This window comes from Amycolatopsis sp. NPDC001319 (assembly GCF_042896185.1).
GTDB lineage: Bacteria > Actinomycetota > Actinomycetes > Mycobacteriales > Pseudonocardiaceae > Amycolatopsis.
The window spans coordinates 245,973-270,521 of record NZ_JBIAWY010000005.1; the positions used below are offsets into that span (position 1 = coordinate 245,973).

The 24,549-nt window shown below is 71.1% G+C and carries 20 protein-coding genes and 1 riboswitch; of the genes, 7 read left to right on the forward strand and 13 right to left on the reverse strand.

The annotated features are described in order from the left end of the window. Position 1 precedes the first annotated feature (1 nt). Complete coding sequence (locus tag ACFY1H_RS20385; protein WP_366580699.1) at positions 2-862, reverse strand: fumarylacetoacetate hydrolase family protein; 861 nt, start codon at positions 860-862, stop codon at positions 2-4. A 356-nt stretch (positions 863-1,218) separates the two neighbouring features. Here ACFY1H_RS20385 and ACFY1H_RS20390 point away from each other — a divergent pair, with 356 nt between their 5' ends. Continuing rightward, positions 1,219-2,262: a DUF2235 domain-containing protein gene (locus tag ACFY1H_RS20390; RefSeq protein WP_386948341.1), complete on the forward strand. Its 1,044-nt coding sequence runs from the start codon at positions 1,219-1,221 to the stop codon at positions 2,260-2,262. A gap of 3 nt (positions 2,263-2,265) precedes the next feature. Here ACFY1H_RS20390 and ACFY1H_RS20395 read toward each other — a convergent pair whose 3' ends face one another. After that, the gene (locus tag ACFY1H_RS20395; RefSeq protein WP_366580695.1) at positions 2,266-3,492 is read right to left on the reverse strand and encodes an FAD-dependent oxidoreductase; all 1,227 of its coding nucleotides are present in this window, start codon (positions 3,490-3,492) and stop codon (positions 2,266-2,268) included. Positions 3,493-3,694: 202 nt separating this feature from the next. Between ACFY1H_RS20395 and ACFY1H_RS20400 the strand changes: the two genes are divergently transcribed. After that, complete coding sequence (locus ACFY1H_RS20400) at positions 3,695-3,898, forward strand: hypothetical protein (RefSeq protein ID WP_366580694.1); 204 nt, start codon at positions 3,695-3,697, stop codon at positions 3,896-3,898. Between the two features lie 1,456 nt (positions 3,899-5,354). Next, positions 5,355-7,103, forward strand: coding sequence for a hypothetical protein (locus ACFY1H_RS20405; protein ID WP_386948343.1), 1,749 nt, complete (start codon positions 5,355-5,357; stop codon positions 7,101-7,103). Between the two features lie 3 nt (positions 7,104-7,106). Here the strand turns inward: ACFY1H_RS20405 and ACFY1H_RS20410 are convergent, their stop codons facing one another. Continuing rightward, positions 7,107-8,444, reverse strand: a complete 1,338-nt coding sequence (locus ACFY1H_RS20410; protein WP_386948346.1) for a PLP-dependent aminotransferase family protein — start codon at positions 8,442-8,444, stop codon at positions 7,107-7,109. A 126-nt stretch (positions 8,445-8,570) separates the two neighbouring features. Here ACFY1H_RS20410 and ACFY1H_RS20415 point away from each other — a divergent pair, with 126 nt between their 5' ends. After that, on the forward strand, positions 8,571-9,398 hold the full coding sequence (locus ACFY1H_RS20415) for an ABC transporter ATP-binding protein (RefSeq protein WP_386948350.1): 828 nt from the start codon (positions 8,571-8,573) through the stop codon (positions 9,396-9,398). Positions 9,399-9,622: 224 nt separating this feature from the next. Further along, positions 9,623-10,279, forward strand: a complete 657-nt coding sequence (locus ACFY1H_RS20420; RefSeq protein ID WP_366580687.1) for an O-methyltransferase — start codon at positions 9,623-9,625, stop codon at positions 10,277-10,279. Positions 10,280-10,314: 35 nt separating this feature from the next. On the opposite strand, the gene ACFY1H_RS20425 is transcribed toward ACFY1H_RS20420, so the two are convergent. Both ACFY1H_RS20425 and ACFY1H_RS20430 read right to left on the reverse strand, forming a co-directional pair. Then, the gene (locus ACFY1H_RS20425) at positions 10,315-12,282 is read right to left on the reverse strand and encodes a transglycosylase domain-containing protein (RefSeq protein WP_386948353.1); all 1,968 of its coding nucleotides are present in this window, start codon (positions 12,280-12,282) and stop codon (positions 10,315-10,317) included. 61 nt (positions 12,283-12,343) lie between these two features. Further along, the gene (locus tag ACFY1H_RS20430) at positions 12,344-13,099 is read right to left on the reverse strand and encodes a GntR family transcriptional regulator (RefSeq protein ID WP_366580685.1); all 756 of its coding nucleotides are present in this window, start codon (positions 13,097-13,099) and stop codon (positions 12,344-12,346) included. 37 nt (positions 13,100-13,136) lie between these two features. Between ACFY1H_RS20430 and ACFY1H_RS20435 the strand changes: the two genes are divergently transcribed. Beyond that, positions 13,137-13,736, forward strand: a complete 600-nt coding sequence (locus tag ACFY1H_RS20435; protein ID WP_386948357.1) for an ArsR/SmtB family transcription factor — start codon at positions 13,137-13,139, stop codon at positions 13,734-13,736. Continuing rightward, positions 13,733-13,948, forward strand: coding sequence for a hypothetical protein (locus ACFY1H_RS20440; protein WP_386948359.1), 216 nt, complete (start codon positions 13,733-13,735; stop codon positions 13,946-13,948). Before ACFY1H_RS20435 ends, ACFY1H_RS20440 begins: the two co-directional genes overlap by 4 nt. 933 nt (positions 13,949-14,881) lie before the next feature. Here ACFY1H_RS20440 and ACFY1H_RS20445 read toward each other — a convergent pair. The 8 genes from ACFY1H_RS20445 to ACFY1H_RS20480 all read right to left on the reverse strand — a co-directional run bounded on the left by ACFY1H_RS20445 (position 14,882) and on the right by ACFY1H_RS20480 (position 24,546). Then, the gene (locus tag ACFY1H_RS20445) at positions 14,882-16,252 is read right to left on the reverse strand and encodes an L-serine ammonia-lyase (RefSeq protein WP_366580679.1); all 1,371 of its coding nucleotides are present in this window, start codon (positions 16,250-16,252) and stop codon (positions 14,882-14,884) included. Positions 16,253-16,269: 17 nt separating this feature from the next. Then, positions 16,270-17,274 carry a lipoyl synthase gene (gene lipA, locus ACFY1H_RS20450; RefSeq protein ID WP_386948363.1) on the reverse strand — a complete coding sequence of 335 codons (1,005 nt, stop codon included), beginning with the start codon at positions 17,272-17,274 and terminating at the stop codon, positions 16,270-16,272. After that, a complete protein-coding gene (glyA, locus tag ACFY1H_RS20455) occupies positions 17,271-18,545 on the reverse strand; it encodes a serine hydroxymethyltransferase (protein ID WP_386948366.1) in 1,275 nt (424 codons plus the stop codon). Before glyA ends, lipA begins: the two co-directional genes overlap by 4 nt. After that, positions 18,546-18,923 (reverse strand): glycine cleavage system protein GcvH, encoded by a 378-nt coding sequence (gene gcvH / locus ACFY1H_RS20460; RefSeq protein ID WP_360606771.1) that lies wholly within the window; start codon positions 18,921-18,923, stop codon positions 18,546-18,548. It lies immediately after the preceding gene. A 14-nt stretch (positions 18,924-18,937) separates the two neighbouring features. After that, the gene (gene gcvT / locus ACFY1H_RS20465; RefSeq protein ID WP_386948369.1) at positions 18,938-20,044 is read right to left on the reverse strand and encodes a glycine cleavage system aminomethyltransferase GcvT; all 1,107 of its coding nucleotides are present in this window, start codon (positions 20,042-20,044) and stop codon (positions 18,938-18,940) included. A gap of 7 nt (positions 20,045-20,051) precedes the next feature. Continuing rightward, positions 20,052-22,943, reverse strand: a complete 2,892-nt coding sequence (gene gcvP, locus ACFY1H_RS20470; protein ID WP_366580672.1) for an aminomethyl-transferring glycine dehydrogenase — start codon at positions 22,941-22,943, stop codon at positions 20,052-20,054. A gap of 78 nt (positions 22,944-23,021) precedes the next feature. Further along, a riboswitch (glycine riboswitch) is annotated at positions 23,022-23,115 on the reverse strand. A gap of 62 nt (positions 23,116-23,177) precedes the next feature. Next, entirely contained in the window at positions 23,178-23,645 is a 468-nt protein-coding gene (locus ACFY1H_RS20475) for a hypothetical protein (RefSeq protein ID WP_366580670.1), read from the reverse strand. A gap of 133 nt (positions 23,646-23,778) precedes the next feature. Then, positions 23,779-24,546, reverse strand: a complete 768-nt coding sequence (locus ACFY1H_RS20480; RefSeq protein ID WP_366580668.1) for a 3-oxoacyl-ACP reductase — start codon at positions 24,544-24,546, stop codon at positions 23,779-23,781. Between the last annotated feature and the right edge of the window lie 3 nt (positions 24,547-24,549).

Consider the following 24,549-nt stretch of genomic DNA (forward strand, 5'->3'; position numbering starts at 1 on the left):
GTCAGGCCTGCCTCAACGTCTGGCGCTGGCGGCCGAGGCCGTCGATCTCCAGCTCGACGACGTCACCCTCGCGCAGGTACGGCTTCGGTTCCGGCTGCCCGAGCGCGACGCCCTCGGGGGTGCCGGTGTTGATCAGGTCGCCGGGGCGCAGCACCATGAACTGGCTCAGGTAGTGGATGATCTCGGCGACGGTGAAGACCATGTCCTTCGTCGAGGAGTCCTGCACCTTCTTGCCGTTCACCCACGTGCGCAGGCCGAGGTCCTGCGGGTCGGGCACCTCGTCGGCGGTCACGAACGCCGGGCCGAGCGGGTTGAACGTCTCGCAGTTCTTGCCCTTGTCCCACTGGCCGCCGCGGTGCAGCTGGAACTCGCGCTCGGAGACGTCGTTGGACACGACGTAGCCGGCGACGTACTCCAGCGCTTCCTCGACGCTGTCGAGGTACCGGGCCTGCTTGCCGATCACGACGCCGAGCTCGACCTCCCAGTCGGTGCTGGTGGAACGGCGCGGGATGAGCACGTCGTCGTCCGGGCCGACGATCACGTCGGGGGCCTTCATGAACAGCACGGGCTCCGTCGGCACGGCGGCGCCGGTTTCCTCGGCGTGCCGGCGGTAGTTCATGCCGATGCAGAGGACCTTGCCGGGCGAGGCCAGCGGCGGGCCGACGCGCAGGCTCGCGGTTTCCGCGCCGGCGGCAGGCAGCTCGCCGGCTTCGAGCGCGGCGGCGACGCGGGCGAGGCCGTCGGCCGCGAGAAACGCGCCGTCGACGTCGGCCGTGAGGCCGGAGAGGTCGTACAAGGTGCCGTCACCGGCACGCACGAACGGCCGCTCTTCTCCCGCGGCTCCGAGACGCACAAGCTGCACGGACGTTCCCCTCTCACCACAGCCACATCAAGACATCCGATGTATAGCGCATGGACCGCGTTGGATCCAGAGGCTTGGAGGATTTGTTGCCAAAATTGATCGGATCACCGTAGTGGCGCCTCGCGACGCACCGGCACCGATCGTGCCCCGGCCCGGCCCCGGCCGCACTCCGGAGCGAGACCGCTTTCGTCGGACCTTTCCGCGCGCGAACCGGCAAGGGGTGAACACCCCCTGGTCTCCCGGTGTTTTCCTTGCCACACCGCGGCTTCGGTACCGATTCCGCCGAACCCGTTGAAAACACCGCCGGGTCGTGACTTGATGGCTTCCGACCCAACGACGCAGTGAACGAGGTGGGGATGTCCAAGCGGATCCTGATCTGCTGCGACGGCACGTGGGACTCGGCGGACCTGGCCGACGGCGGCGTGCCCGCCCCGAGCAACGTCACGCGGCTCGCACTGGCCACCGCGCCGGCCGACGAAGCCGGCACGGAGCAACGGGTCTTCTACCAGTCGGGTATCGGCACCACGCGGCAGCGGCTGGTCGGCGGCGCGTTCGGCGTCGGGCTCTCGCGCAACGTCCGCGAGGTCTACACCTATCTCGTGCGCACCTACGAACCCGGCGACGAGATCTTCTTCGTGGGCTTCAGCCGCGGCGCGTACACCGTGCGCAGCGTGGCCGGCTTCATCCGCAACTGCGGCCTGCTGCGCCGCCAGCACCTCGGCCTCGTCAAGCGCGCCTACGGCCTCTACCGCGACCGCAGCGACAAGTCCCACCCGCACAACACCGAGGCCACGCTCTTCCGCCGCACCTATTCGCACGAGCCGCGGATCCGGTTCATCGGCGTGTGGGACACGGTGGGCGCGCTCGGCGTGCCGCTCACCGGATTCTGGCCGATCGACGTGTTCAACCGCCGCTTCCAGTTCCACGACACCGCGCTGAGCTCCACCGTGGACGCCGCGTTCCAGGCCTTGTCGATCGACGAGCACCGCAAACCGTTCGTGCCCTCGATCTGGGCGCCGCCCACCACCCCCGGCACGAACCAGATCGAGCAGGTCTGGTTCGCCGGCTGCCACTCCGACGTCGGCGGCGGCGGGCACACCCAGCACAGCCTCTCCGACATCCCCCTGCGCTGGCTCGCAGGCCACGCCGCCCTCAACGGCCTTGCGCTCCTGCCGGACTTCCCCGGCGACCCCGACGCCCTGGGCCCGATGTTCCCGTCCCGCACGGGCTTCTACCGCCTGCTGCCCTCGGTGACCCGCGGGATCGGCACCACGGACCCGAAGCACGAGTTCGTGGCCTCCAGCGCGGTCGCGCGCCACAAGCTGTCGGCGGACTACGCGCCGCCGAACCTGGTGGGGTACCTGGCGCTGGACGGGCCGGTCATGCCGGTGGAGGCCTGAGCCTCACCCGACGTCGGCCAGGTTGCCCGACTTCAGCTCTTCGTCGCTCACCTTCATGCGCCCGTCCACCAAGCGCTGCAAGGCATCCCCGTCGTCCCACTGGTTCACGTTCATCGCGGCGTGCACGTCGCCCTCGGTGCCGACCCAGAAGGCCGTGAAGTCGCGCGCCGCGAGGTCGCCGCGAACGACGAGGCGGTCGCGGTCGAGGTCGGCGAGGCCGCGGTACTCCATGCCGAGGTCGTACTGGTCGGAGAAGAAGTACGGCGAATCCAGGTACGGCTCGTTCTCCCCCAGCAGGTTGCCGGCCACGTGGGCGCCCTGCGTGCGCGCGTTGGCCCAGTGCTCGACGCGCACGCGGTGGCCGTAGCGCGGGTGGAAGTGCGACGCGATGTCGCCCACGGCGTAGACGTCCGGGGCGGCGGTGCGCAGGCCGGCGTCGACCGCGACGCCGCCGTCGTCCGAGAGCTCGAGGCCCGCCGTGTGGGCGAGTTCCACGCGCGGGGCGGCGCCGACTGCCACGAGGACCACGTCGGCCAGCAGTTCTTCACCGCTCTGCAGCCGAACGCCGCGCACGCCGCTCGGGTCGCCCGTCACCTCCGCGACGCGCTCGCCGAGGCGCCAGTGCACGCCGTGTTCTTCGTGCAGGGTGTGGAAAACCCCGGCCACCTCGGGACCGAGGACCTTGCCGAGCGGCAGGCGCCCGGGCGCGACCACGGTCACGTCCGCGTCGTGCGAGCGCGCGGCCGCCGCGGCCTCGGTGCCGATCCAGCCGGCGCCGATGACCACCACGCGCCGGGCGTCGACGAAGGCCGAGCGCAGGCTGAGCGAGTCGTCCAGCGTGCGCAGCGTGTAGAGGCCCGGGAAGTTGCCGCCGGGCGCGGTCAGCGGACGCGGCCGGGAACCCGTCGCGAGCACGAGCCGGTCGAAGCGGTGCTCGCCGCCGGCGTCGTCCAGGACCAGGCGCGCGCCGAGCTCCAGGCGGGTGGCCGTGAGGCCGGAGGCGAGCCGGATGTCGTGGGCGGCGTAGAAGCCCTCTTCGTGCACCCAATCGGGTTCGTCGGTGGTGCCCAGCAGCACGCCCTTCGACAGCGGCGGCAGCTCGTACGGCCGGTGCGGATCGGAACCCATCAGCAGCACGTCGCCGCCGAAGCCCTTCTCACGCACCGCGGCGGCGGCCGAGGCCCCCGCCAGACCGGCCCCGACGATCACGATCTTGCTCGGCTGTGCCATCCCGGCCATCCCGACCTCCCGAGTCCCCGCCACCTGCCGCCCGGACGCTACTCCCGTTGCCCGGACGGCACATCCCAGGTGAACCCGCCCGGAGAACCCGTCGGTAGGCAATTCGGGTGAACCCGCGTAAGAGCCGCGTGAGGCGCCGGTCCCACCCCCGCACGAAGCACGACCGCAACGCGGAATCGGGAGGGCGAGAGCCGTGACAGACCGGGACGAGTGGTCCATCGGCTGCCGGGATCTGGCGGGCAGGCGCAGGGACGTGACGGTATTCGTGAGCAGCGACGACAAGATCGTGCTCGTCGCGCCACCAGGCGAAGCGGCCGTACTCGGCCCCCTCGACGTCGGCCGCCTACGCGCCGCCCTCCGCGACGCCGTCGTGGCCATGGCGCAACACCCGGAGTGATCGTGTTTTTTGCTGTGTTGTCTGCCTCGGCTCCGCCGAGGCGTGCGAGATCGCCTTTGAGCCGGTGTTGGGATCGGGCGGTCTGACCGGCCGGGGGCCGATCGCACCGCCCGATCCCAACACCGGCGCGATCTCGCTCCATGGTTGCCTTGCGGACCTCGGCGAGCCCTTGCGGTGTCGCCACGGCAGATCACCCGGTCCCCACCACCGGTGACCTCACCGAACCCTCCTGTACTTCTGCCTCGACCCCGCCGAGATGCGCGAAACCGCCCTTGAGCCGGTGCCGGCATCTCACCTCGCGGCGGCGAGCCGCTCGGTCGCCGCCACGGCAGTCCGCCCGGTCCCCACCTCCGGTGACCTCACCGAACCCTCCTGTACTTCTGCCTCGGCCTCGCCGAGATGCGCGAAACCGCCCTTGAGCCGGTGCCGGCATCTCACCTCGCGGCGGCGAGCCGCTCGGTCGCCGCCACGGCAGTCCGCCCGGTCCCCACCTCCGGTGACCTCACCGAACCCTCCTGTACTTCTGCCCCAGCCCCGCCGAGGCGCGCGAAACCGCCCTTCAGCCAGCGTCGGGGTCCCGCCCCGCGGCGGCGAGCCCCTGCGGTGTCGCGATGGCAGTCCGCCCGGTCCCCACCACCCGTGACCTCACCCAACCCTCCTGTACTTCAGCCCCAGCCCCACCGAGACGTGCGAAACCGCCCTTGAGCCGATGCCGGCATCTCGCCCCGTAGCGGCGAGCCGCCGGCCCGCCGAGACGCGCGAGGCCGTCCTTGGGCCAGCGTCGGGGTCTCGCCCTGGGGGCTGCCGGGGGAGCTTGGCGAGCCGCTCGGTCGCCGCCACGATGGAGCGTCCGGTCTCCACTGCGTTCGCCTTCACCGAACTCTCCTGTGTTTCTGTCTCAACTCCATCGAGGCGCGCGAAACCGCGTTTGAACCGGTGTTGGGGTCTCGCCCTGCGGCTGCCCTGCAGGCTTGGCGAGCCGCTCGGTCGTCGCCGCGGTGGAGCGCCCGGGCACACCACCGGTGGACTCACCGAACCCTCCGGTGTTTCTGCCTCGGCCCCGCCGAGGCGCGCGAGATCGCCTCGCCCCGTGCTTGCTTGTCAGAGCTTGGCCGGACGCCTGGTCGCCACCGATCCCTCCCCCGCCTCGATCCGGCCGCGCAGGCCGGGCGTTTCACCGAGCCGCCTTCGCGCCGGCCAGACCTTCGGCCCTCCTTGCCCCGCAACGAAGTTCGAGGCCGAGAACCTCGCGCGATGCCGGAAGCCCCGCCGGAAGCCCGGCACGCTGCCGCGACTGCCCGCACCGACCTCACGCGCCGCCACCGCCGCCCGGCTACGCTGGCTCCGCCGGGCCCAGGCGACCACTGAAGCCCGGCCCTGACGCAACCACAGCGCGAGATCGCGCCGCCCCGGCGAAGCCGGGGCAGACAACACAGCCGCGGTGAAAGGACACGAAGTGGACGTCGCCGAGGCCTGCGCCGAGGGCGTCCGCCGGCGGCGGGTCGCGCTGCGGTGGAGCGCGCACGCCGCGTGGGTGCTCGTGCTCGCGGTGGCGACGGAGCTGCGCGTGGGCCGGTTCGGGTTCCACCCGTCGGACCAGGGCTTCATCCTCGCGCAGGCGTGGCGGGTGCTGCAGGGCGAGGTGCCGCACGCCGACATCATCTCCGCGCGGCCGCTCGGGTCGGCGATCCTGCACGTGGTCGACTTCGCGCTGCCCGGGCCGCTGCTCTTCGCGTCGAGCTGCCTGGCGATGGTGCAGATCGCGCTGACGACGATCGCGTTCGCCGTGCTCGTGACGCGGCGGCCGGTGCTGTCGTGGGGGCCCGGCCTGACGGCACTGGTCGCGGCGGCGGCCCTGCTGAACCTCAACGGTTTCCCGCTCATGGCGTGGCACACCGTCGACGGGATCACGCTCACCGCGTGCGGCGCGTGGGCCCTGGATTCGGGGCTGCGCAAGGGAAATCCGTACGCACGGCTCGGCGGGCTGGCATTGCTGGGCGCGGCGGTGTTCGTGAAGCAGAGCTTCGTCCTCGCCGCGGTGATCGGGCTGGTCTGGACCTTGTGCTACCCGAACCGGCTGCGGCGCCTGCCGGCCGACGTGCCGGCGCTCGGCGCGTTCGGGATCGCCTACGTGGCTTGGGTGAGCCTCGGCGGCGGCTTCGGCGACATGGTCGGCCAGCTGACCGGTGGCGTCCCCGCGTACGGCGAACGCCTGCTCGGCCTGTGGCTGGACGACCCGCAGGTGCTGCTGCGCCCGCCGGTGCGGGAGCTCACGTTCTTCGCCGCGATCGCTGTGGTGCTACTGGTGCTCCGGCTCGCCGGCGAACGGCTCGGCGCGGCCGGGCGCGTGGCGTCGTGGCTGCTCGCGTTCGGCGGCGCGGCCGCGGTGGTGTGGACGGTGGTCGACGGACGGTTCACGGCTTCGTCGCGCTGGGCCGACGTGCTGTGGTGGATCCTCGCCGTCGCCGTCGTGGTTCACGCGACCGTACGGCGCAAGATTTCCTGGGCCGCGCTGCTCGTGCTCGCGACGGGCTTCATGACCAGCCTCTCCTGGGGCAACGACACCCCGACGCTGCTCACCGGCTCGCTCGCGCTCACGGCGTTGCTGCTGCTGGGTTTCGTGCTGCCGGACCTCGCGCCGGTGCTGCGCCGCACGTGGCTGACCACGACGGCGGGGCTGGCCGCGGTGGCGGTGTGCGGCTGGGCGGTCGTGGCGCACCACGACGAAGCCGCGTACCTCGACCTGTCGCACGACCAGCTCACCGCCGACCTCGGCACGGTCAGCCCGGCGCTGCGCGGCATCCGCACGAATCCCTCGACCTACACCTACGTCGCCCAGATCCGCGACTGCCTCCGGCGCTACCCGGCTTCGCGCGTCGCGGTGCTGCCCGACAACCCGTTCGCCTACCCGGTTTTCGGCCTGCGCAACCCGTTTCCGCTGGAGTGGCCGCTGCCGTTGGAGATCGTCGGTGACGCGCCGCAGCGCATGCTCGCCACCGCGGCGGACCTCGATCGTGAGGGCGACTACCTGGTGCTGTTCGAGACCGTGCCGAGCAAGACGCTGGCTCAGGGCGGGCCGGTGCCCGCGCAGGTCGCGGCCGATGCCGCGATCGTCGACTACCTGGGCCTGGAGAACGCGTTGCGCGCGCGGCTGACCGGACAACCGGTGGCGTGCGGGAGTTTCGTCGGCAAGTGGGCGCGCTGAGGTTCAGTCCAGCAGCGTGTCGTCGGGCGAGCCGGCCGCCAGCGTCGCGAGGACCTCGAGCGCGGCCGCGAGGGTTTCCTTGGGGGGCGCGGAAACCGCGAGCCGCACGGCGTTCGGGGCGTGACCCGGCAGCACCGCGAACGAGGCCGCCGGCGACAACGCGATGCCGTGCCGGGCGGCCGCAGCCACGAACGTCTCCGCACGCCACTGCTCCGGCAGCTCCCACCAGCGGTGGTACGCCGCCGGATCGCCGACGACCGCGAACCCGGCGAGACGCTCGTCGAGGATGGCGGCGCGTTCGGCCGCGTCGGCGCGTTTCGCGGTCTCGACCTCGGCCAGCGCGCCGCCGGTGATCCAGCGCGTGGCGGCCTCCATCGCGAACCGCGTCGAACCCCAGCCACCCGAACGGACGGCGCCCGCGAGCCGCGCGGTCCAGGCCGACGGCGCCACCACGAACCCCGCGGTGAGACCGGGCGCCACCCGTTTCGACAGGCTGTCGACGAACACCGTGCGCTCGGGCGCGAGTGCGGCCAGCGGTTCGACGTCCGGGCGCAGGAACGTGTAGATGCCGTCCTCGATCACCGGCAGGTCGAGGCGCCGCACGGTGTCCGCCAGCTCGGCGCGGCGCGTGGGCGGCATCGTCGGCCCGAGGGGGTTGTGGAGCGTCGGCTGCACGTACAACGCGCGCACGGGCGCCGCTGCGTGGGCGGCTTCGAGCGCGGCCGGGACGAGGCCGTCGGCGTCGGTTTCGATGGGCACCAGCTCGGCGCCCAGCCGCGTGGCCAGCGCTTTCACCACCGGGTAAGTCAGCGCTTCGACCGCGAGCCGCTCCCCCAGCGGGACGAACGCGGAGATCGCCGCCGCGATGCCCTGGCGGCCGTTGCCCGTCACCAGGATCGTCGCCGGGTCGGGTGTCCAGCCACCGCGGGACACCATCCCGGCCGCGGCTTCCCGCACCGCTTTCGTCCCCGCGGCGCCGACGGGGTGCAGGGCGTCGGTGAACACGTCGGCGCGAAGCAGCGGCTCCAGCGCGTACGCGAGCTTCGCGGATTGGCTCGGCAGTACGGCGAAGTTGAGCTCGAGATCCACGCGCGCGTCGCCGGGTTCGGCGAGCGCGGGCTCGGGCGCCGGGCGCGCGGCCCGCACGAACGTGCCCCGGCCGACCTCCCCGACGGCCAGGCCGCGGCGGGTCAGCTCGCCGTAGACGCGGGCGGCGGTGGAGCCGGCGATGCCGCGGTCGCGCGCGAACCTGCGTTGCGGCGGGAGGCGGTCGCCCGGTCTCAGCCGGCCCGCTTCGATGTCGGCGGCGAGCTCGTCCGCGACGACCCGGTAGTCGTCCATCGTCACCTTCGCTTACGCCGTGAACCGCAGAGAACCCCGTCCGCATGATGACACCGGCTGGTCACGTTCGGCGAATGCGACCCAGGGAACTCCCCGAATGAGGGTCACTAGGTTAGCCTAACCTGTGTGGACCAGACGATCGCGGAAGCACCGAGCCTGACCGAACCCCGTCTGCACGCCGAGGCGCTGACCCTGGCCTACGACGGGCGCACCGTCGCCGAAGACCTCGGCGTGGTCATCCCGGACAAGGCGTTCACGGTCATCGTCGGTCCCAACGCGTGCGGCAAGACCACGCTCCTGCGCGCGCTCGCGCGGATGCTCAAGCCCCGCAAGGGCTCCGTCTACCTCGACGGCTCGGTGATCTCCAGCTACGGCGCCAAGGAGGTCGCGCGCCGCCTCGGCCTGCTGCCGCAGAGCTCCGTCGCGCCCGACGGCATCACCGTCGCCGACCTCGTCTCCCGCGGCCGCTACCCCCACCAGCGCCTGCTGCGCCAGTGGTCCCGCGACGACGCCGCCGTGGTCGCCGAGTCCATGGCCGCCACCGGCGTCTCGGACCTGGCCGAGCGCCTCGTCGACGAGCTGTCCGGCGGGCAGCGCCAGCGCGTGTGGATGGCGATGGCCCTCGCCCAGCAGACCGACCTGCTGCTGCTGGACGAACCCACGACCTACCTCGACATCGCGCACCAGATGGACATCCTCGACCTCTGCGCCCAGCTGCACGCCGACCAGGGCCGCACGCTGGTCGCCGTGCTCCACGACCTCAACCACGCCGCCCGCTACGCCACCCACATGATCGCCATGCGCGACGGCCAGGTCCTCGCCACCGGCACCCCGGAGGAGGTCGTGACGGAGGACAACGTGGAGAAGATCTTCGAACTGCCGTGCCGCGTCATGCCCTGCCCCGAAACCGGCACCCCGCTGGTGATCCCGAAGGCGGGCCGGCGCGCCGCGTAGTCATCCGGCCCGGGCGAGCAGTTCGGCCCGCCGCTTGCTCGGTGTTGTTCCTCTCGGGCCGGAGACGCGCTCTTGCGGCCGAACGATGTCGACCACGGGCAGGCGGGCGGCCGGCTCAGGCCATCGCCGCGACAGGTGGCCGCCGGAGAACCGGCCGCCGCATCACCGATTTCCACCTCGCGACCGCACACCCCACCCTCGGTTAGATTGGTGCCGGAGGTGCCATGACCCGCGAACTCTGGACCGCAGTCGACGACTACCTGGCCGAAGCCCTGATCCCCGCCGACCCGGTGCTCGACGCCGCCCTCGCCGAGTCGGGTGCGGCGGGCCTGCCGGCCATCGCCGTGTCGCCCACGCAGGGCAAGCTGCTTCACCTGCTGGCCCTCACCGCCGGTGCGCGCTCGATCCTCGAGATCGGCACGCTCGGCGGCTACAGCACGATCTGGCTCGCCCGCGCTTTGCCGCCCGGCGGCACACTGGTGACCTGCGAATACGAACCGAAGCACGCCGCCGTGGCGCGCGCGAACCTCGACCGCGCCGGCTTCGGGCCCGAGGTGGCCGACATCCGCGTCGGCGCCGCGCTCGACACCCTGCCCACGCTGACCGGTCCGTTCGACTTCGTCTTCATCGACGCCGACAAGGCCAACCTCGCGCCCTACGTCGCCGAAGCCGTGCGGCTGTCGCGGCCGGGCACCACGATCGTGGTCGACAACGTCGTCCGGGACGGGGCCGTGCTCGAAGCCGCCAGCACCGACCCGTCCGTGCGGGGCGTGCGCGAGATGTTCGCGGCCCTCACCGGCGACGACCGGCTCGAAGCGACTGCCATCCAGACGGTGGGCGACAAGGGTTACGACGGTTTCGTCCTCGCCCGCGTGCGCTGACCTGATCGTCCGCCGACGGCACCCGCCACGGACGATCAGCGCCCCGGCGTCTCCTTCGCCAGGGGCGGGGCGAACCGCGGCTCGACCCCACCCTCGATCGGCTTCCCCTGCTCGGCCTGCACCATGAACGTCCGCCAGATGTCCGCGGGCACAGTCGAGCCCATCAGCTTCTTGCCTTGCGCGTCGAACAGCCGCCGCTCGTCGTCGGAGCCGACCCAGACGGCCGTGGCCAGCTGCGGGGTGTAGCCGATCGCCCAGGCGTCCTGGTTGTCCGACGAGTTGCCGTGCTGGAACTCGCCCGTGCGCAGGGCGGCGGGGCGGCCGTCGGGCAGGAAGGTCTGCAGCACGTTCGTCACCTCGGCGGCGATCTTCGCGCTCACGCCCGCGTCGTCGGAGAACGCGGGGTGCGGCTCGTTGTCGTGCTGCCACACGACGCTGCCGTCCTGGGTGAGCACCTTGTCGACGAGGTGTGGCGCCACGCGCATCCCGTCGGCCGCGAAAGTCCCGTACGCGCCGGCCAAGTCCAAGGGCCGCAACGGATACCGCCCGACTGCGATGCCCGAACCGATCAGGAACCCGTCCTTCTCGCGCAGGGTCGGCGAGCCGTCGACCGCCTCCGGGATGCCGGCATCGCGCGCCGCCGCGCTCACCGCGTCGGCGCCGACGCGTTTGGCCAGTCCGATGTACGGCGTGTCGGCGCCCGAGGTCATGGCTGTGCGCAAGGTGCAGGTGGACGGGCACTTGCGCGGGTACTCGAAGTTCTCCCCGAGGAAGTCGATCGTGCCGGGCGCGGCCACGGGTTCGTCGGGCGAGACACCGGCGCGCAGGCCCGCGGTGAGCGTGAACGGGTAGAACGCCGAACCCGCCGCGTGTTCCGTGCCGGCGTAGTCGCGGACGCCGTTGTCGCCGCCGTCGTACGCGCGCACCGCCCCCGTCGCCGGATCGACCGACACGAGCGCGCCGCGGAACTCCTTCGGCTCGCCCTTCAGGCGGTCGGCCAGAGTCGAGCGCGCGGACGCCTGCGCCTTGCGGTCGAGCGTGGTCTGCACGACCAGATTCCCTTGCTGCAGACGGGAAAGCGAGAACCCGTCCTGTTCGAGCTCGCTGAGCACCTGCTGCTTCACGTGGTACTCGTCGTAGGTCACGCTCGCGCGGGTCTCCGACGGCGGCAGGATTTCCTTGCCGGGATAGGCCATCGCGGCGGCGTCCGCGGGTTTGACGTAACCGCGTTGCACGAGTTTGTCGCGCACGTACGTCCAGCGTTTCGCCGCGTGCGCGTCGCCCGAAACGGCCGGGTCGTGCACCGACGGCGACTGGATCATCCCGGCCAGGAACGCGGCTTCACTCCAGGTCATGGAGTCGTCGAGCGGACGGCCGAAGAACGCGTTCATCGCCGCGGCCGGGCCGAAGGTGCCGCGGCCGAAGGAGATGATGTTCACGTAGCTGGTGAAGATCTGTTCCTTGCTCTGCTGCTGCGTGATTTTCGTGGCGAGCACCAGCTCCTGCAGCTTGCGCCCGAGCGTCGCGTCGTCGTCGCCGGTCGATTTCTTGATGTACTGCTGGGTGATCCCCGAACCGCCGCCGACGCCGGTGAGGAACGCGCGGCCGATCCCGGTGGGATCGAAGCCCGCGTTGTCCCAGAACGTCGGGTCTTCGGTGGCGATGATCGCGTCACGCAGCTTCGCGGGCACCTTGTCGTAGGGCACGAAGGAGCGGTCGCCGTCGGCCGGCAGCACCTTGAGCAGCTCGCTGCCGTCGGAGTACTTCAGCTCCACGGTCTTGTCGAGCGAGGCGAGCACGTCCTGCGGGCTGCGGACGTCCATCAGCAGGTAGGCGACCCAGAACGCGATCAGCGGCAGGCCGACGAAGACGCCGAAGCAGCAGTACGCGATGCGCCTGATCTTGCGCCACCGGCGGCGGCGACGGGCACGGGGATCGTCGGGCTGCTCGTTCGTGACACTGCTGGTGGCTCCATCCGTCTCGGCATCCGTGTCGGGTCGCACGATGGGACGACGGCCGGACGGGTGAAAAGGTTGTGCGGTTCGGTGAGAAATTCACGGCGGGTCACGACAGGAAGGCACGCAGCAGCGAAGCCGTGCCCTCGATGTGCTCGGCCATCGCGTGGCGCGCGGCCACGGGATCGCCGGCGAGGATGGCGTCGACGATCGCCTCGTGCTGGGCGTTGGAATGCTCCAGGTTCGGCTCGAGCAGCGGGATGCGGTCGAGCAGCTGGTTCACGCGCGTGCGGGCGTCGGCCATCGCCGTGGTGAGCGAGCTCGACGCCGTGACTTCGGCGATCGCGAGGTGCAGGCGCGAGTCCTTGCGCCGGTAGTCGACGAGGTCGGCGGCCGCGGCCTCGGCGAGCGTGGTCTTGAGGTGCTGCCGGTCGGCCGGGCTGAGCGTCCGCGCGGCGGCCGCCTCGGCGGCGCCGGTCTCGAGCACGTGACGCAGGCACAGCGCGTCTTCGAAGGCGGCTGCGTCGATTTCGCTGGGTTTGCTCTGCGCGGGCTCGGGCAGGTTCTCGTTCACGAACGTGCCGCCGTAACGCCCTCGTCGTGACTCCACGTAACCTGCGTCGGCCAGCGCGCGGATGGCCTCCCTGAGCGTCACCCGGCTCACGCCGAGGCGCTCGGCCAGCTCGCGCTCCGAGGGCAGCCGCTCCCCCGCGCCGACCACGCCGAGGCGGATGGCCTGCAGCAGGCGTTCGACGGTCTCCTCGAACGCGTTGCCCGCGCGCACCGGCCGGAACAGCGCCTCGTTCGCGCTAGCCACCGACGTCTCCACGAGGGCGAGTCTAAGCCCGGTCGATTGCAGAGACATCTTTGCAAAGAATCCTCTGCGGTGTAGTTTGTGTCCCATGAGCTCTTCCGACCGCACCGAACGGATCCTCGACGCACGCACCCTGCGCGCGCTCGCCCACCCGCTGCGGATGCGGCTGCTCGGCCTGCTGGAACAGGACGGCCCCGCCACGGCCACCGGCCTGGGCAAGCGCGTCGGCGAGAGCTCCGGCACCACGTCCTGGCACCTGCGCCAGCTCGCCGACGCCGGCCTCGTCGCGGAGGACCCCGACCGGGGCTCGAAGCGCGAACGCTGGTGGAAGGCCGCCCAGGACTACACCACCATCCGCACCGGCGACTTCGTCCGCGACCCGGAGCTGGCCGGCCCGATCGCGACGATCCTGCACCAGCTGGTCGTGCAGCGCCACCAGGAGGAAGCGCAGTTCGTCGCCGAGCTACCCCGTTGGCTGGACCGGTGGGAACACAACGCCACCATGACCAGCGAACACCTCTCCCTGACCCCCGAAGAAACCCGTCGGATGAGCGACGAGATCACCGCCGTGGTCAACCGCTACCGCCGCCCTGGCCGCCCCGGCGACGACACCGTCGTCACCCACTGGGCCGCCTTCCCGCGCACCGCCCACCCCGAAGAACCCATCGACACCCTGGGGACGCCATGATTCCGCACCACGTCACGGAGCACTTCGTCGCCGCACGCCAGTCCGAACTCCGCGCTGCGGCTTCCCGCCACCGCACAGCCAACGCCGCGACTCGCACCCTGTCCGTCGCCGCCACCACCGCCCGCCAGCGCCTCGGCTGGCTACTGGTCCACACGGGCCTGCGTCTGGTGACCGACCGGGGCCAGGGGCCGCAGATCACCTTGCCGGCTTGAGGATCCCGTTCTGGCTTTGGTCCACTGAGGACTTCCGAATCCTCGCTCGGGCGCCAATCCGCCAAGCAACCAGCCGCCCTGCGCTCGACCTTGCGCCTTCCCTTCGCCGCGCCTCCACGACAGGTCCATTCGCTCAGCGAATGTCCCCGCCACGCACAACCACCACTCCACCGGCCACCACCCAGCCGCGGCGGGACCCTTCGCGAAGCGAAAGGCATTTGCGGACAAGACCCACCACGCGCCACCACTCACATTGGTGCGAGCGGAACCCTTCGCTCAACGAAGGTCCCCACACCCACGCACGCCGCCTCCCCCGGTCGCGACGGAACCCTTCGCCCAGCGAAGAGACCATCCCACCTTCTCTGCCGCTCCCGCCGTACCCACGTCGAGCGACTCGGGACCCTTCGCCCAGCGAAGACGCCTGTGCCCACCGGATCCACCGCAAACACCAACACGACGGGACGGTTCGTCTTGCGAAGGCCCCACCACCATCGAATGGCCACACCAGCAGCATGCAACCGTTCGCCCGGCGAAAGGCGCATGAGCGTCAGACCCACGGCCCACAACGGCTCACGCCAGCGGGCCCCTTCGCGCAGCGAAAGGACCGCTCGCACGGCAAGCCGACTACGACCCCAGCGCGAACAGCCCAGCCAGTGACCCCGAAACGCAAGATGGGACCGTTCGCCCTGCGAAAGGCTCGCGGGCGCCAGCCACCAACCACCACCACTCGCGCCAGCGCAGTGAGACCGTTCGCCCAGCGAAAGGTCCGTGGGTGCCAGACCCGCGACGCACCACACTCGCGCCAGCTCGGCGGGGCCCTTCGCCCAGCGAAAGGACCACTCGCGAGCGGCAACTGCGAGCAGTGACCGAAAAAGCAAGATGGGACCGTTCACCCTCCGAACGGTCCCACCCCAACACCACACCCCGAGCGCCTCAGCACTCGATGACGTTCACCGCCAGCCCGCCGCGGGCGGTTTCCTTGTACTTCACCGACATGTCGGCGCCGGTCTCGCGCATGGTTTTGATGGCCTTGTCCAGCGTGACCACGTGGCTGCCGTCGCCGCGCATGGCCATGCGGGCGGCGTGGATGGCCTTCGAGGCGCCGACGGCGTTGCGTTCGATGCACGGGATCTGCACCAGCCCGCCGACCGGGTCGCAGGTCAGGCCCAGGTGGTGCTCGACGCCGATCTCGGCGGCGTTCTCCACCTGGGCCGGCGAGCCGCCGAGCACCTCGGTCAGTCCGGCGGCCGCCATGGCCGAGGCCGAGCCGACTTCGCCCTGGCAGCCGACCTCCGCGCCCGAGATGGAGCCCGTCTGCTTCAAGATCGAGCCCAGAGCGCCGGCCGTCAGGAGGAAGGTCACGATGCCATCGTCCGAGGAGCCGCGGATGAACCGCTGGTAGTAGTGCAGCACGGCGGGAATGATCCCCGCGGCACCGTTCGTCGGCGCCGTGACCACACGCCCGCCGGCGGCGTTCTCCTCGTTGACCGCCAGCGCGTACAGGCTGACCCAGTCCATGGCGTACAACGGATCCCCGACGCCGTCCTCGGCGATCAGCTTGTCGTGCAACGCCTTGGCGCGCCGCGGGACCTTCAGGCCGCCCGGGAGCACGCCCTCGTGGGCGATGCCGGCCGAGACGCACGCGGCCATCACGTCCCAGATCTCCAACAGCCCGGCCCGAACCTCGGCGGCGGAACGCCACGACAGCTCGTTGGCCAGCATGATCTCGCTGATCGGCAGCCCCGTCGCCGCGCAGTGGCCGAGCAGGTCGGCGCCCGTGCGGAACGGGTAGGGCACCGGCGTCGAGTCCTCGACGAACACCGCGTCCGTCTCGTACGACTCGTCGCGCACGAAACCGCCGCCCACGGAGTAGTACGTCCGCGACCGCAGCTCCGAATCACCGGCGAAGGCCCGGAACACCATCCCGTTCGGGTGCGCCGGCAGCGACTTGCGCCGGTGCATCGTCAAGTCGACATCCTCGTCGAACGCGATCTCCCGCACGCCGCCCAGCAGCAACCGCCCCGACGCCCGTATATCGGCGACCCGCGAAGGCACCGTCTCCGTGTCGACCGACTCCGGACGTTCCCCCGACAGCCCCAGCAGCACGGCCTTGTCACTGCCGTGCCCGAACCCCGTCGCGCCGAGCGAGCCGAACAGCTCCGCCTGCACCCGCGTGACGCGGTCCAGCAGCCCCTCGTCGACGAGACCGTCCACAAAGGTCCGCGCGGCCCGCATCGGGCCGACCGTGTGGGAGCTCGACGGCCCGATGCCGATGGAGAACAGATCGAAGACGCTGATCGCCATTGACCCGCCCCTTCCCTCTAGTGCCTGGCCAGCAGCGAGCTGGCTTCCTGCGCCGCCGGGCCTTGTTCGGCCAGGTGCGCCAGGTTTTCCGGCAGCTCCTCGCCGCGGTGGGCCTTGGTCTGCGCGTAGAGGCGTCCGGCGCGGTAGGACGAGCGCACGAGCGGTCCCGCCATCACGCCACTGAACCCGAGCGCCTCGGCCGCCTGGGAATGCTCCACGAACTCCTCCGGCTTCACCCACCGGTCCACCGGATGATGCCGCGGCGAGGGACGCAGGTACTGCGTGATCGTCAGGATCTCGCAGCCCGCCTCGAACAGGTCGCGCATCGCCGGCTCGACCTCGTCGGGCGTCTCGCCCATCCCGAGGATCAGGTTCGACTTCGTCACCAACCCGGCCTCACGGGCCTTCGTGATGACTTCCAGCGAACGGGCGTAGCGGAACCCGGGGCGGATGCGCTTGAAGATCCGCGGCACCGTCTCCACGTTGTGCGCCAGGACCTCCGGCCGTGACCCGAACACCTCGGCCAGCTGCGCCGGATCGGCGTTGAAGTCCGGGATGAGCAGCTCGACACCGGTGCCCGGGTTCAGCTCGTGGATCTGCCGGACGGTCTCCGCATACAGCCAGGCCCCGCCGTCGTCGAGGTCGTCGCGCGCGACGCCCGTGACGGTCGAGTACCGCAAACCCATGGCCTGCACGGATTCCGCGACCTTGCGCGGCTCGGTGCGGTCCAGCGCGGACGGTTTCCCGGTATCGATCTGGCAGAAGTCACACCGGCGCGTGCACTGGTCCCCACCGATCAGGAACGTCGCCTCACGGTCTTCCCAGCACTCGTAGATGTTGGGACAGCCCGCTTCCTCACAGACAGTGTGCAGACCCTCCCGGCGCACCAAGCCCTTCAGCTCGGTGAACTCCGGCCCCATCCGCACCTTCGTCCTGATCCACGACGGCTTCTTCTCAATGGGCGTCTCGCTGTTGCGGACCTCGAGCCGCAGCAACTTCCGCCCCTCGGGCTGCGCGCTCATCGCGACAGGTCCGAGTACAGCGGGTACTTCTTCGCCAGCAGCTCCACGCGCCCGCGCAGCGTCTGCGCCACGGACTCGTCGAAGTCCGGCTTCAGCGCCTCGGCGATCACGTCGGCGACCTCGGCGAAGTCCTCCGCGCCGAACCCGCGCGTGGCCAGGGCCGGCGTGCCGATGCGCAGGCCGGAGGTGACCATCGGCGGCCGCGGGTCGAACGGCACCGCGTTGCGGTTCACCGTGATCCCCACGGTGTGCAGCCGGTCCTCGGCCTGCTGACCGTCCAAAGCGGACTGCACGAGGTCCACGAGCACCAGGTGCACGTCGGTGCCGCCGGTGAGCACGCGCACGCCCGCCTCGGCGCAGTCCGAACGCGACAGCCGGTCGGCCAGGATCCGCGAACCTTCGAGGGTCCGCTCCTGCCGCTCGCGGAACTCGTCGCTCGCCGCGATCTTCAACGCCACGGCCTTGGCCGCGATCACGTGCTCCAGCGGCCCGCCCTGCTGGCCGGGGAACACCGCCGAGTTGATCTTCTTCGCCAGCTCCTCACGGCACAGGATCAGGCCGCCGCGCGGGCCGCCCAGCGTCTTGTGCGTGGTCGTGGTGACGATGTCCGCGTGCGGCACCGGCGACGGGTGCAGCCCCGCGGCCACCAGGCCCGCGAAGTGCGCCATGTCCACCATCAGGCGAGCGTCGACCAGGTCGGCGATCCGGCGGAACTCCGCGAAGTCGAGCTGACGCGGGTAGGCCGACCAGCCCGCGATGATCAGCTTCGGCTGGTGCTCCACGGCCAGCCGCTCGATCTCGGCGAGGTCGACGATCCCGGTCTCTTTGTCGACGTGGTAGGCGACGACGTTGTAGAGCTTGCCCGAGAAGTTGATCTTCATCCCGTGCGTGAGGTGGCCGCCGTGGGCCAGGTCGAGGCCGAGGATCGTGTCGCCCGGCTTCAGCACGGCGAACATCGCCGCCGCGTTGGCCTGGGCGCCCGAGTGCGGCTGCACGTTGGCGTGCTCGGCGCCGAACAGCGCCTTCGCGCGGTCGATCGCCAGCTGCTCGACGACGTCGACGTACTCGCAGCCACCGTAGTAGCGGCGGCCGGGGTAGCCCTCCGCGTACTTGTTGGTCAGCACCGAACCCTGCGCCTCGAGCACACCGACAGGCGCGAAGTTCTCCGACGCGATCATCTCCAGCGTCGACTGCTGACGGTCCAGCTCCGCGGCCACCGCGGCGGCGACCTCGGGGTCCACATCGGACAGGTGGGCGTCGAAAGTCGTCATTCAGTTCTCCTGGGTGAGCGCGGCGTACGCGGCGGCGTCGAGCAGCTCCGGGACGTCGCCCGTGAGCCGCACCTTCAGGAGCCATCCTTCGGTGTAGGGGTCGGAGTTCACGATCTCGGGGGTGTCCGATGTGGTCTCGTTCACCTCGACGACCTCGCCGCTCACCGGCGAGTACAGCTCACTCACGGACTTCGTCGACTCGACCTCGCCGAACACCTCGCCCGCGGTCACCGTGCCGCCCACGGCGGGCAGCTGCACGAACACGATGTCACCGAGCGACTCGGCGGCGAAGGCGGTGATGCCCACGGTCGCGACGCCGTCGACGACCGACAGCCACTCGTGTTCCTTGGTGTAGGACAGGTTCTGGGGGATGCTCACGGTAAACGGGCCTCTCAGGCTCGGGAGTAGAAGGGCAGGGCGACGACCTCCACGGGCTCGATCCTGCCCCTGATGTCGACGGAAAGCTTCGTACCAGGCTCGGCGTACGCCCGATCGACGTACGCCATCGCGATGGGGTAACCCAGCGTCGGCGAAAGCGCACCACTGGTCACTTCGCCCACCGAAACGCCGTCGGAGACCACGTTGTACCCGTGCCTCGGCGCGCGGCGTCCGGTGGCCCGCAGCCCGACACGCACCCGCGGAACGTCGGCCTTGGCCAGCTCCGCCAGCGCGGCCCGGCCCACGAAGTCGCCCGGCTTCTCGAACTTCACCACGCGCCCCAGGCCGGCGGCGAACGGGTTGAGCTCCCGCGTGAGCTCGTTGCCGTACAACGGCATCCCGGCCTCGAGCCGCAGCGTGTCGCGGCACGCCAGCCCACACGGCACGAGCCCGAACGCCTCACCGGCGTCGGTCAGCGCCCGCCACAACGCCGGCGCCTCGGCGGCGGGCACGAACAGCTCGAAGCCATCCTCACCCGTGTACCCCGTGCGGGCCAGGAGCACGTCGTGCCCCTTCACCACGGCGGGCACGCTCGCGTAGTACTTGAGCGCGCCCAGGTCCGCGTCGGTCACCGCCGCCAGCACGTCGACCGCGCGCGGGCCCTGCACGGCGATCAGCGCCGTGTCGGCGGACCGGTTCTCCACCACGGCGTCGAACCCGGCCACGCGCTCGGCCAGCGCCTCGGCGACCACGTCGGCGTTGCCGGCGTTGGCCACGACCAGGTACTCCTCGTCGGCCAGCCGGTAGACGACGAGGTCGTCGAGCACGCCGCCGTCGGCGTCGCAGATCATCGTGTAGCGGGCGCGGCCCGGCTTCACGCCGGTGAGGTTGCCGACCAGCGCGTAGTCGAGCACGTCGGCGGCCTGCGCGCCGCGGACGTGGATCTCGGCCATGTGCGACAGGTCGAACAGCCCGGCCGCCTCGCGCACGGCCTTGTGCTCGGCCAGCTCACTGGCGTAGCGGACCGGCATCGACCAGCCCGCGAAGTCGGTGAACAGCGCGCCCAGTCCCTTGTGGACGGCGTGCAGTGAGGTCTCTTTAGCTGCATTCGTTTCAACCACGGGGCGCTCAGCCTTCGTACGCGTTGAGGGGCGGGCAGGAGCAGACGAGGTTGCGGTCTCCGCGCGCCCCGTCGATCCGGCGCACCGGCGGCCAGTACTTGTTCTTGCGCGACACACCCGCCGGGTACACCGCCAGCTCACGGTCGTAGTCGTGCGTCCACTCGCCCACCAGCGTCTCCGCCGTGTGCGGGGCGGCGCGCAGCGGGCTCGTCTCCGCGGTCCAGCGCCCGGAGGCGACCTGGTCGATCTCATGGCGGATGGCGATCATGGCGGCGCAGAAGCGGTCGATCTCGCCGAGGTCCTCGCTCTCGGTGGGCTCCACCATGAGCGTGCCCGCGACCGGGAACGACATCGTCGGCGCGTGGAAGCCGTAGTCGATGAGCCGCTTCGCGACGTCGTCAACGGTCACGCCGGTGTCCTTGGTGATGCCGCGCAGGTCGAGGATGCACTCGTGCGCGACCAGGCCGTCCTGGCCGGTGTAGAGCACCGGGTAGTGCGGCGACAGGCGGGCGGCGACGTAGTTGGCCGCGAGCACCGCGACCTTCGTGGCCGCCGTGAGGCCGGGCGCGCCCATCATGCGCACGTACGCCCACGAGATCGGCAGGATCGACGCCGAGCCGTAGGGCGCGCCGCTGATCGGGCCGACGCCGGTGGCCGGGCCCGCCGCGTCGAGCAGCGGGTGGTTCGGCAGGTACGGCGCGAGGTGTGCGCGCACCGCGACCGGGCCGACGCCGGGGCCGCCACCGCCGTGGGGGATGCAGAACGTCTTGTGCAGGTTCAGGTGCGACACGTCGCCGCCGAACTCACCCGGCTTCGCCAGGCCCAGCAACGCGTTGAGGTTCGCGCCGTCGACGTACACCTGGCCGCCGCCGTCGTGCACGATCTTGGCGAGCCGCTCGATGCCGTGCTCGTACACGCCGTGCGTGGACGGGTAGGTGACCATGATCGCCGCGAGCGTCTCGCGGTTCGCGTCGACCTTGGCCTGCAGGTCTTCGAGGTCGACGTTGCCCTCGTCGGTGCACTTCACCACGACCACGCGCATGCCGGCGAGCACGGCCGAGGCCGCGTTGGTGCCGTGCGCGGACGACGGGATCAGGCAGACGTCGCGCTCGGGCTGGCCGTTGGCGTGGTGGTAGCCGCGGATGGCGAGCAGACCGGCGAGCTCACCCTGGCTGCCGGCGTTGGGCTGCAGGGAAACCTGGTCGTAGCCGGTCACCTCGGCGAGCCAGCCCGACAGCTGGGCCACGAGCCGGTGGTAGCCCTCGGCGTCCTCGGCCGGTGCGAACGGGTGGATGCCCGCGAACTCGCGCCAGCTGATCGGCTCCATCTCGGTGGTGGCGTTGAGCTTCATCGTGCACGAGCCCAGCGGGATCATGCCGCGGTCGAGCGCGTAGTCCAGGTCGGCGAGCTTGCGCAGGTAACGCAGCATCGACGTCTCGGAGCGGTGCGTGCTGAACACCTCGTGGGCCATGAAGCCGCTCTCGCGCACGATGCCGCTCGGCAGCGCGGTGGCGGTGGCCCACTCGGCGTCCACGCCGAACGCGCGCAGCACCTGCGCGAGGATGTCCGGCCGGGTGACCTCGTCGCAGGCCACGCGCACGTGGTCGGCGTCGACGTGCCCGAGGTTGATGCCCGCCTCGCGCGCGGCCGCGTGGACCTCGGCGGCGCGGCCGGGAACGTGCGCGACGACCGTGTCGAAGAACGCCTCGTGCACGACCTCCACGCCACCTTCGCGCAGCGCCGCGGCGAAGCCCGCCGCCAGCTCGTGCACGCGGGTCGCGATGGCCTTCAGGCCGTCCGGGCCGTGGTACACGGCGTACATCGCGGCGAGCACGGCCGGCAGCACCTGCGCGGTGCAGATGTTCGACGTCGCCTTCTCACGGCGGATGTGCTGCTCGCGCGTCTGCAGCGCGAGCCGGTAGGCCATGTTGCCGTCGGCGTCCACGGACACGCCCACCAGGCGGCCCGGCAGCGAACGCTCGAGCCCGGCGCGCACGGCCAGGTAACCCGCGTGCGGGCCGCCGTAGCCCAGCGGCACGCCGAAGCGCTGCGTCGAACCCGCGGCGACGTCGGCGCCGAACTCGCCCGGCGAGGTGATCAGCGTGAGCGCAAGCAGGTCGGCAGCCACCGTGTAGAGGGCGCCCGCGGCCTTCGCGGCCTCGGAAATGGCGTGGTAGAAGCCGCGGCCCCGCAGCACGCCGGACGCGCCGGGGTACTGCACGACGACGCCGAAGAACTCCTCGGGCAGCCCGGTGAGCAGGTCGCGCACCTGCACGTCGATGCCCAGCGCGGCGGCTCGCGTGCGCACGACGGCGATGGTCTGCGGCAGGCATTCGGCGTCGAGGACGATCACATTGGACTTCGACTTCGACGAGCGGCGCATCAGCGTCATGGCCTCGGCGACGGCAGTCGACTCGTCGAGCATCGACGCGTTGGCCGTGGTCAGGCCGGTGAGGTCGGCGACCATCGTCTGGAAGTTCAGCAGCGCTTCGAGCCGGCCCTGCGAGATCTCCGGCTGGTACGGCGTGTAGGCGGTGTACCACGCGGGGTTCTCGAGCACGTTGCGGCGGATCACGCCCGGCGTGACGGTGTCGGAGTAGCCGAGGCCGATCATCTGCGTCATCGGGCGGTTGAGCGCCGCGAGCGCGCGCAGCTCGGCGGTGGCTTCCTCTTCGGACGCGGCCTCGGGCAGATCCAGGTCACCGGTGGTGCGGATGGCGGACGGGACGGCCGCCTCCACGAGGGCGTCCAGGCTTCCGTAACCGCATTCGGCGAGCATCTTGGCCCGCTCGGCCTCAGCGGGGCCGATGTGGCGGGCGTCGAACGGTGTGGAGGTGATGGGAGCTCCTCGGGCCGGGCACCGGGCGCAGCGGTGCGCTGGGAACTCCCCCTCTGTCATGGGCACCTGAGAGTTTCACCGCGCAGCGCGGCTTTCACCTTGGGTGAGGCGCGGGTGCGCCTGCTTTCCAGAGTGGCCTCGCGCGAAGCGGTAGTGGGTACCTGAGAGATTCCGGGGAGTTTGCTCCTTCGGTGCCCCACCGGTCTCATGGGGGCTCTCCCGCTCCTGCTCGAACGGCCCGGTATTCATGTTTGTGTGCTGGCGGCCACGTTACCTGCCGCTTTGCGCGCCAGTCTACCTCGGACGGTTCACGCCACACCCGCCGAGCCGCGGGGAGAAGGTGCGCAGGTGACGGGTCTGCGAGGGAAGCGTCACGGGGACCTTCGTGATCTTCGACGGACCGGCCAGCAGCGCGCACAGGTCGGCACAGCGAGTGAGCAGCACGGCCAGGTCGCGCAGTTCGTCGTCGCCGGCCCCGAGGCAGGACTGGGCGCACAGCGACAGCAACCGCGCGGCCTCGCCGCACATCGACTTCACCGACATGCGGACCATCGCGACCTCGGCGGCCATGCCGGAGCACCGGTCCAGCGTGTCGGCGCACAGCCGTGACATCGACGCCGCCGCGAGCATCACCGGTCCCATCGTGGCCAGCTCACTGCCGGGTTCGGCACGCCGCGCCAGCGCCTTTTCGCACCGCGTCCGGCACAGTTCGCAGAGGTCGGCGACCTCCTGCAGCATCGGAGACGCTTCACGGATCGGCATGGCACCCTCCCGGACCGGCGACCGGACCGGTCGCCACGGTTCCGGTCTACCCACCGCGAAACCGGACGGGGGGCGTCGCCACCGGAACAGGCGGAAGATCAACCCGTCCCGGTGAAACGTTGTGCCCGAGTTCCTAAAGTGGAGTGACGTACGCGCCCGAAATGCCACCGTCCACGAGGAACTGCGACGCGGTGATGAAGCTGGCGTCGTCACTGGCCAGGAAGGCCACCGCGGCTGCGATCTCCTCCGGCTCGGCGAACCGGCCGACGGGCACGTGCACCAGCCGCCGCGCGGCACGTTCCGGGTCCTTCGCGAAGAGCTCCTTCAGCAGCGGCGTGTTCACCGGCCCCGGGCACAGCGCGTTGACGCGGATGTTCTCCCGAGCGAACTGCACGCCCAGCTCGCGGCTCATCGCGAGCACCCCGCCCTTCGACGCGGTGTAGGAGATCTGCGAGGTCGCCGCGCCCATCACGGCCACGAACGACGCCGTGTTGATGATCGAACCCTTGCCCTGGCGCTGCATGTGCGGCAGGGCGGCTTTGCAGCACAGGTAAACCGAGGTCAGGTTCACGCGCTGTACGCGCTCCCACGCCTCGAAGTCCGTGGTGAGGATCGAGTCGTCCTCGGGCGGCGAGATGCCGGCGTTGTTGAACGCCACGTCGACCGCGCCGAACTGGTCCACAGCCGTCTGGAACAGGGCCTCCACCTGCTCGGGATCGGTCACGTCGGCCTGCACGAACAGGCCCCCGACCTCGTCGGCCGCCGCCTTGCCCTGCTCGGGCGTGAGGTCGCCGATCACGACCTTCGCGCCCTCGCTCGCCAGCCGGCGCGCCGACGCGAGGCCGATGCCGCTGGCCCCGCCCGTGATCACGGCGACACGGCCGTCGAAACGCTGCACCATCTC

Bases quoted from the DNA above. Each gene is read 5' to 3' on its own strand.
- ACFY1H_RS20480 (WP_366580668.1), bottom strand. From the start codon at position 24,546: ATGGTGCAGCGTTTCGACGGCCGTGTCGCCGTGATCACGGGCGGGGCC.
- glyA (WP_386948366.1), bottom strand. From the start codon at position 18,545: ATGACGACTTTCGACGCCCACCTGTCCGATGTGGACCCCGAGGTCGCC.
- ACFY1H_RS20475 (WP_366580670.1), bottom strand. From the start codon at position 23,645: ATGCCGATCCGTGAAGCGTCTCCGATGCTGCAGGAGGTCGCCGACCTC.
- lipA (WP_386948363.1), bottom strand. From the start codon at position 17,274: ATGAGCGCGCAGCCCGAGGGGCGGAAGTTGCTGCGGCTCGAGGTCCGC.
- ACFY1H_RS20410 (WP_386948346.1), bottom strand. From the start codon at position 8,444: ATGGACGACTACCGGGTCGTCGCGGACGAGCTCGCCGCCGACATCGAA.
- ACFY1H_RS20435 (WP_386948357.1), top strand. From the start codon at position 13,137: ATGAGCTCTTCCGACCGCACCGAACGGATCCTCGACGCACGCACCCTG.
- ACFY1H_RS20390 (WP_386948341.1), top strand. From the start codon at position 1,219: ATGTCCAAGCGGATCCTGATCTGCTGCGACGGCACGTGGGACTCGGCG.
- ACFY1H_RS20430 (WP_366580685.1), bottom strand. From the start codon at position 13,099: ATGTCTCTGCAATCGACCGGGCTTAGACTCGCCCTCGTGGAGACGTCG.
- ACFY1H_RS20420 (WP_366580687.1), top strand. From the start codon at position 9,623: ATGACCCGCGAACTCTGGACCGCAGTCGACGACTACCTGGCCGAAGCC.
- gcvP (WP_366580672.1), bottom strand. From the start codon at position 22,943: ATGACAGAGGGGGAGTTCCCAGCGCACCGCTGCGCCCGGTGCCCGGCC.
- ACFY1H_RS20445 (WP_366580679.1), bottom strand. From the start codon at position 16,252: ATGGCGATCAGCGTCTTCGATCTGTTCTCCATCGGCATCGGGCCGTCG.
- ACFY1H_RS20440 (WP_386948359.1), top strand. From the start codon at position 13,733: ATGATTCCGCACCACGTCACGGAGCACTTCGTCGCCGCACGCCAGTCC.
- ACFY1H_RS20395 (WP_366580695.1), bottom strand. From the start codon at position 3,492: ATGGCACAGCCGAGCAAGATCGTGATCGTCGGGGCCGGTCTGGCGGGG.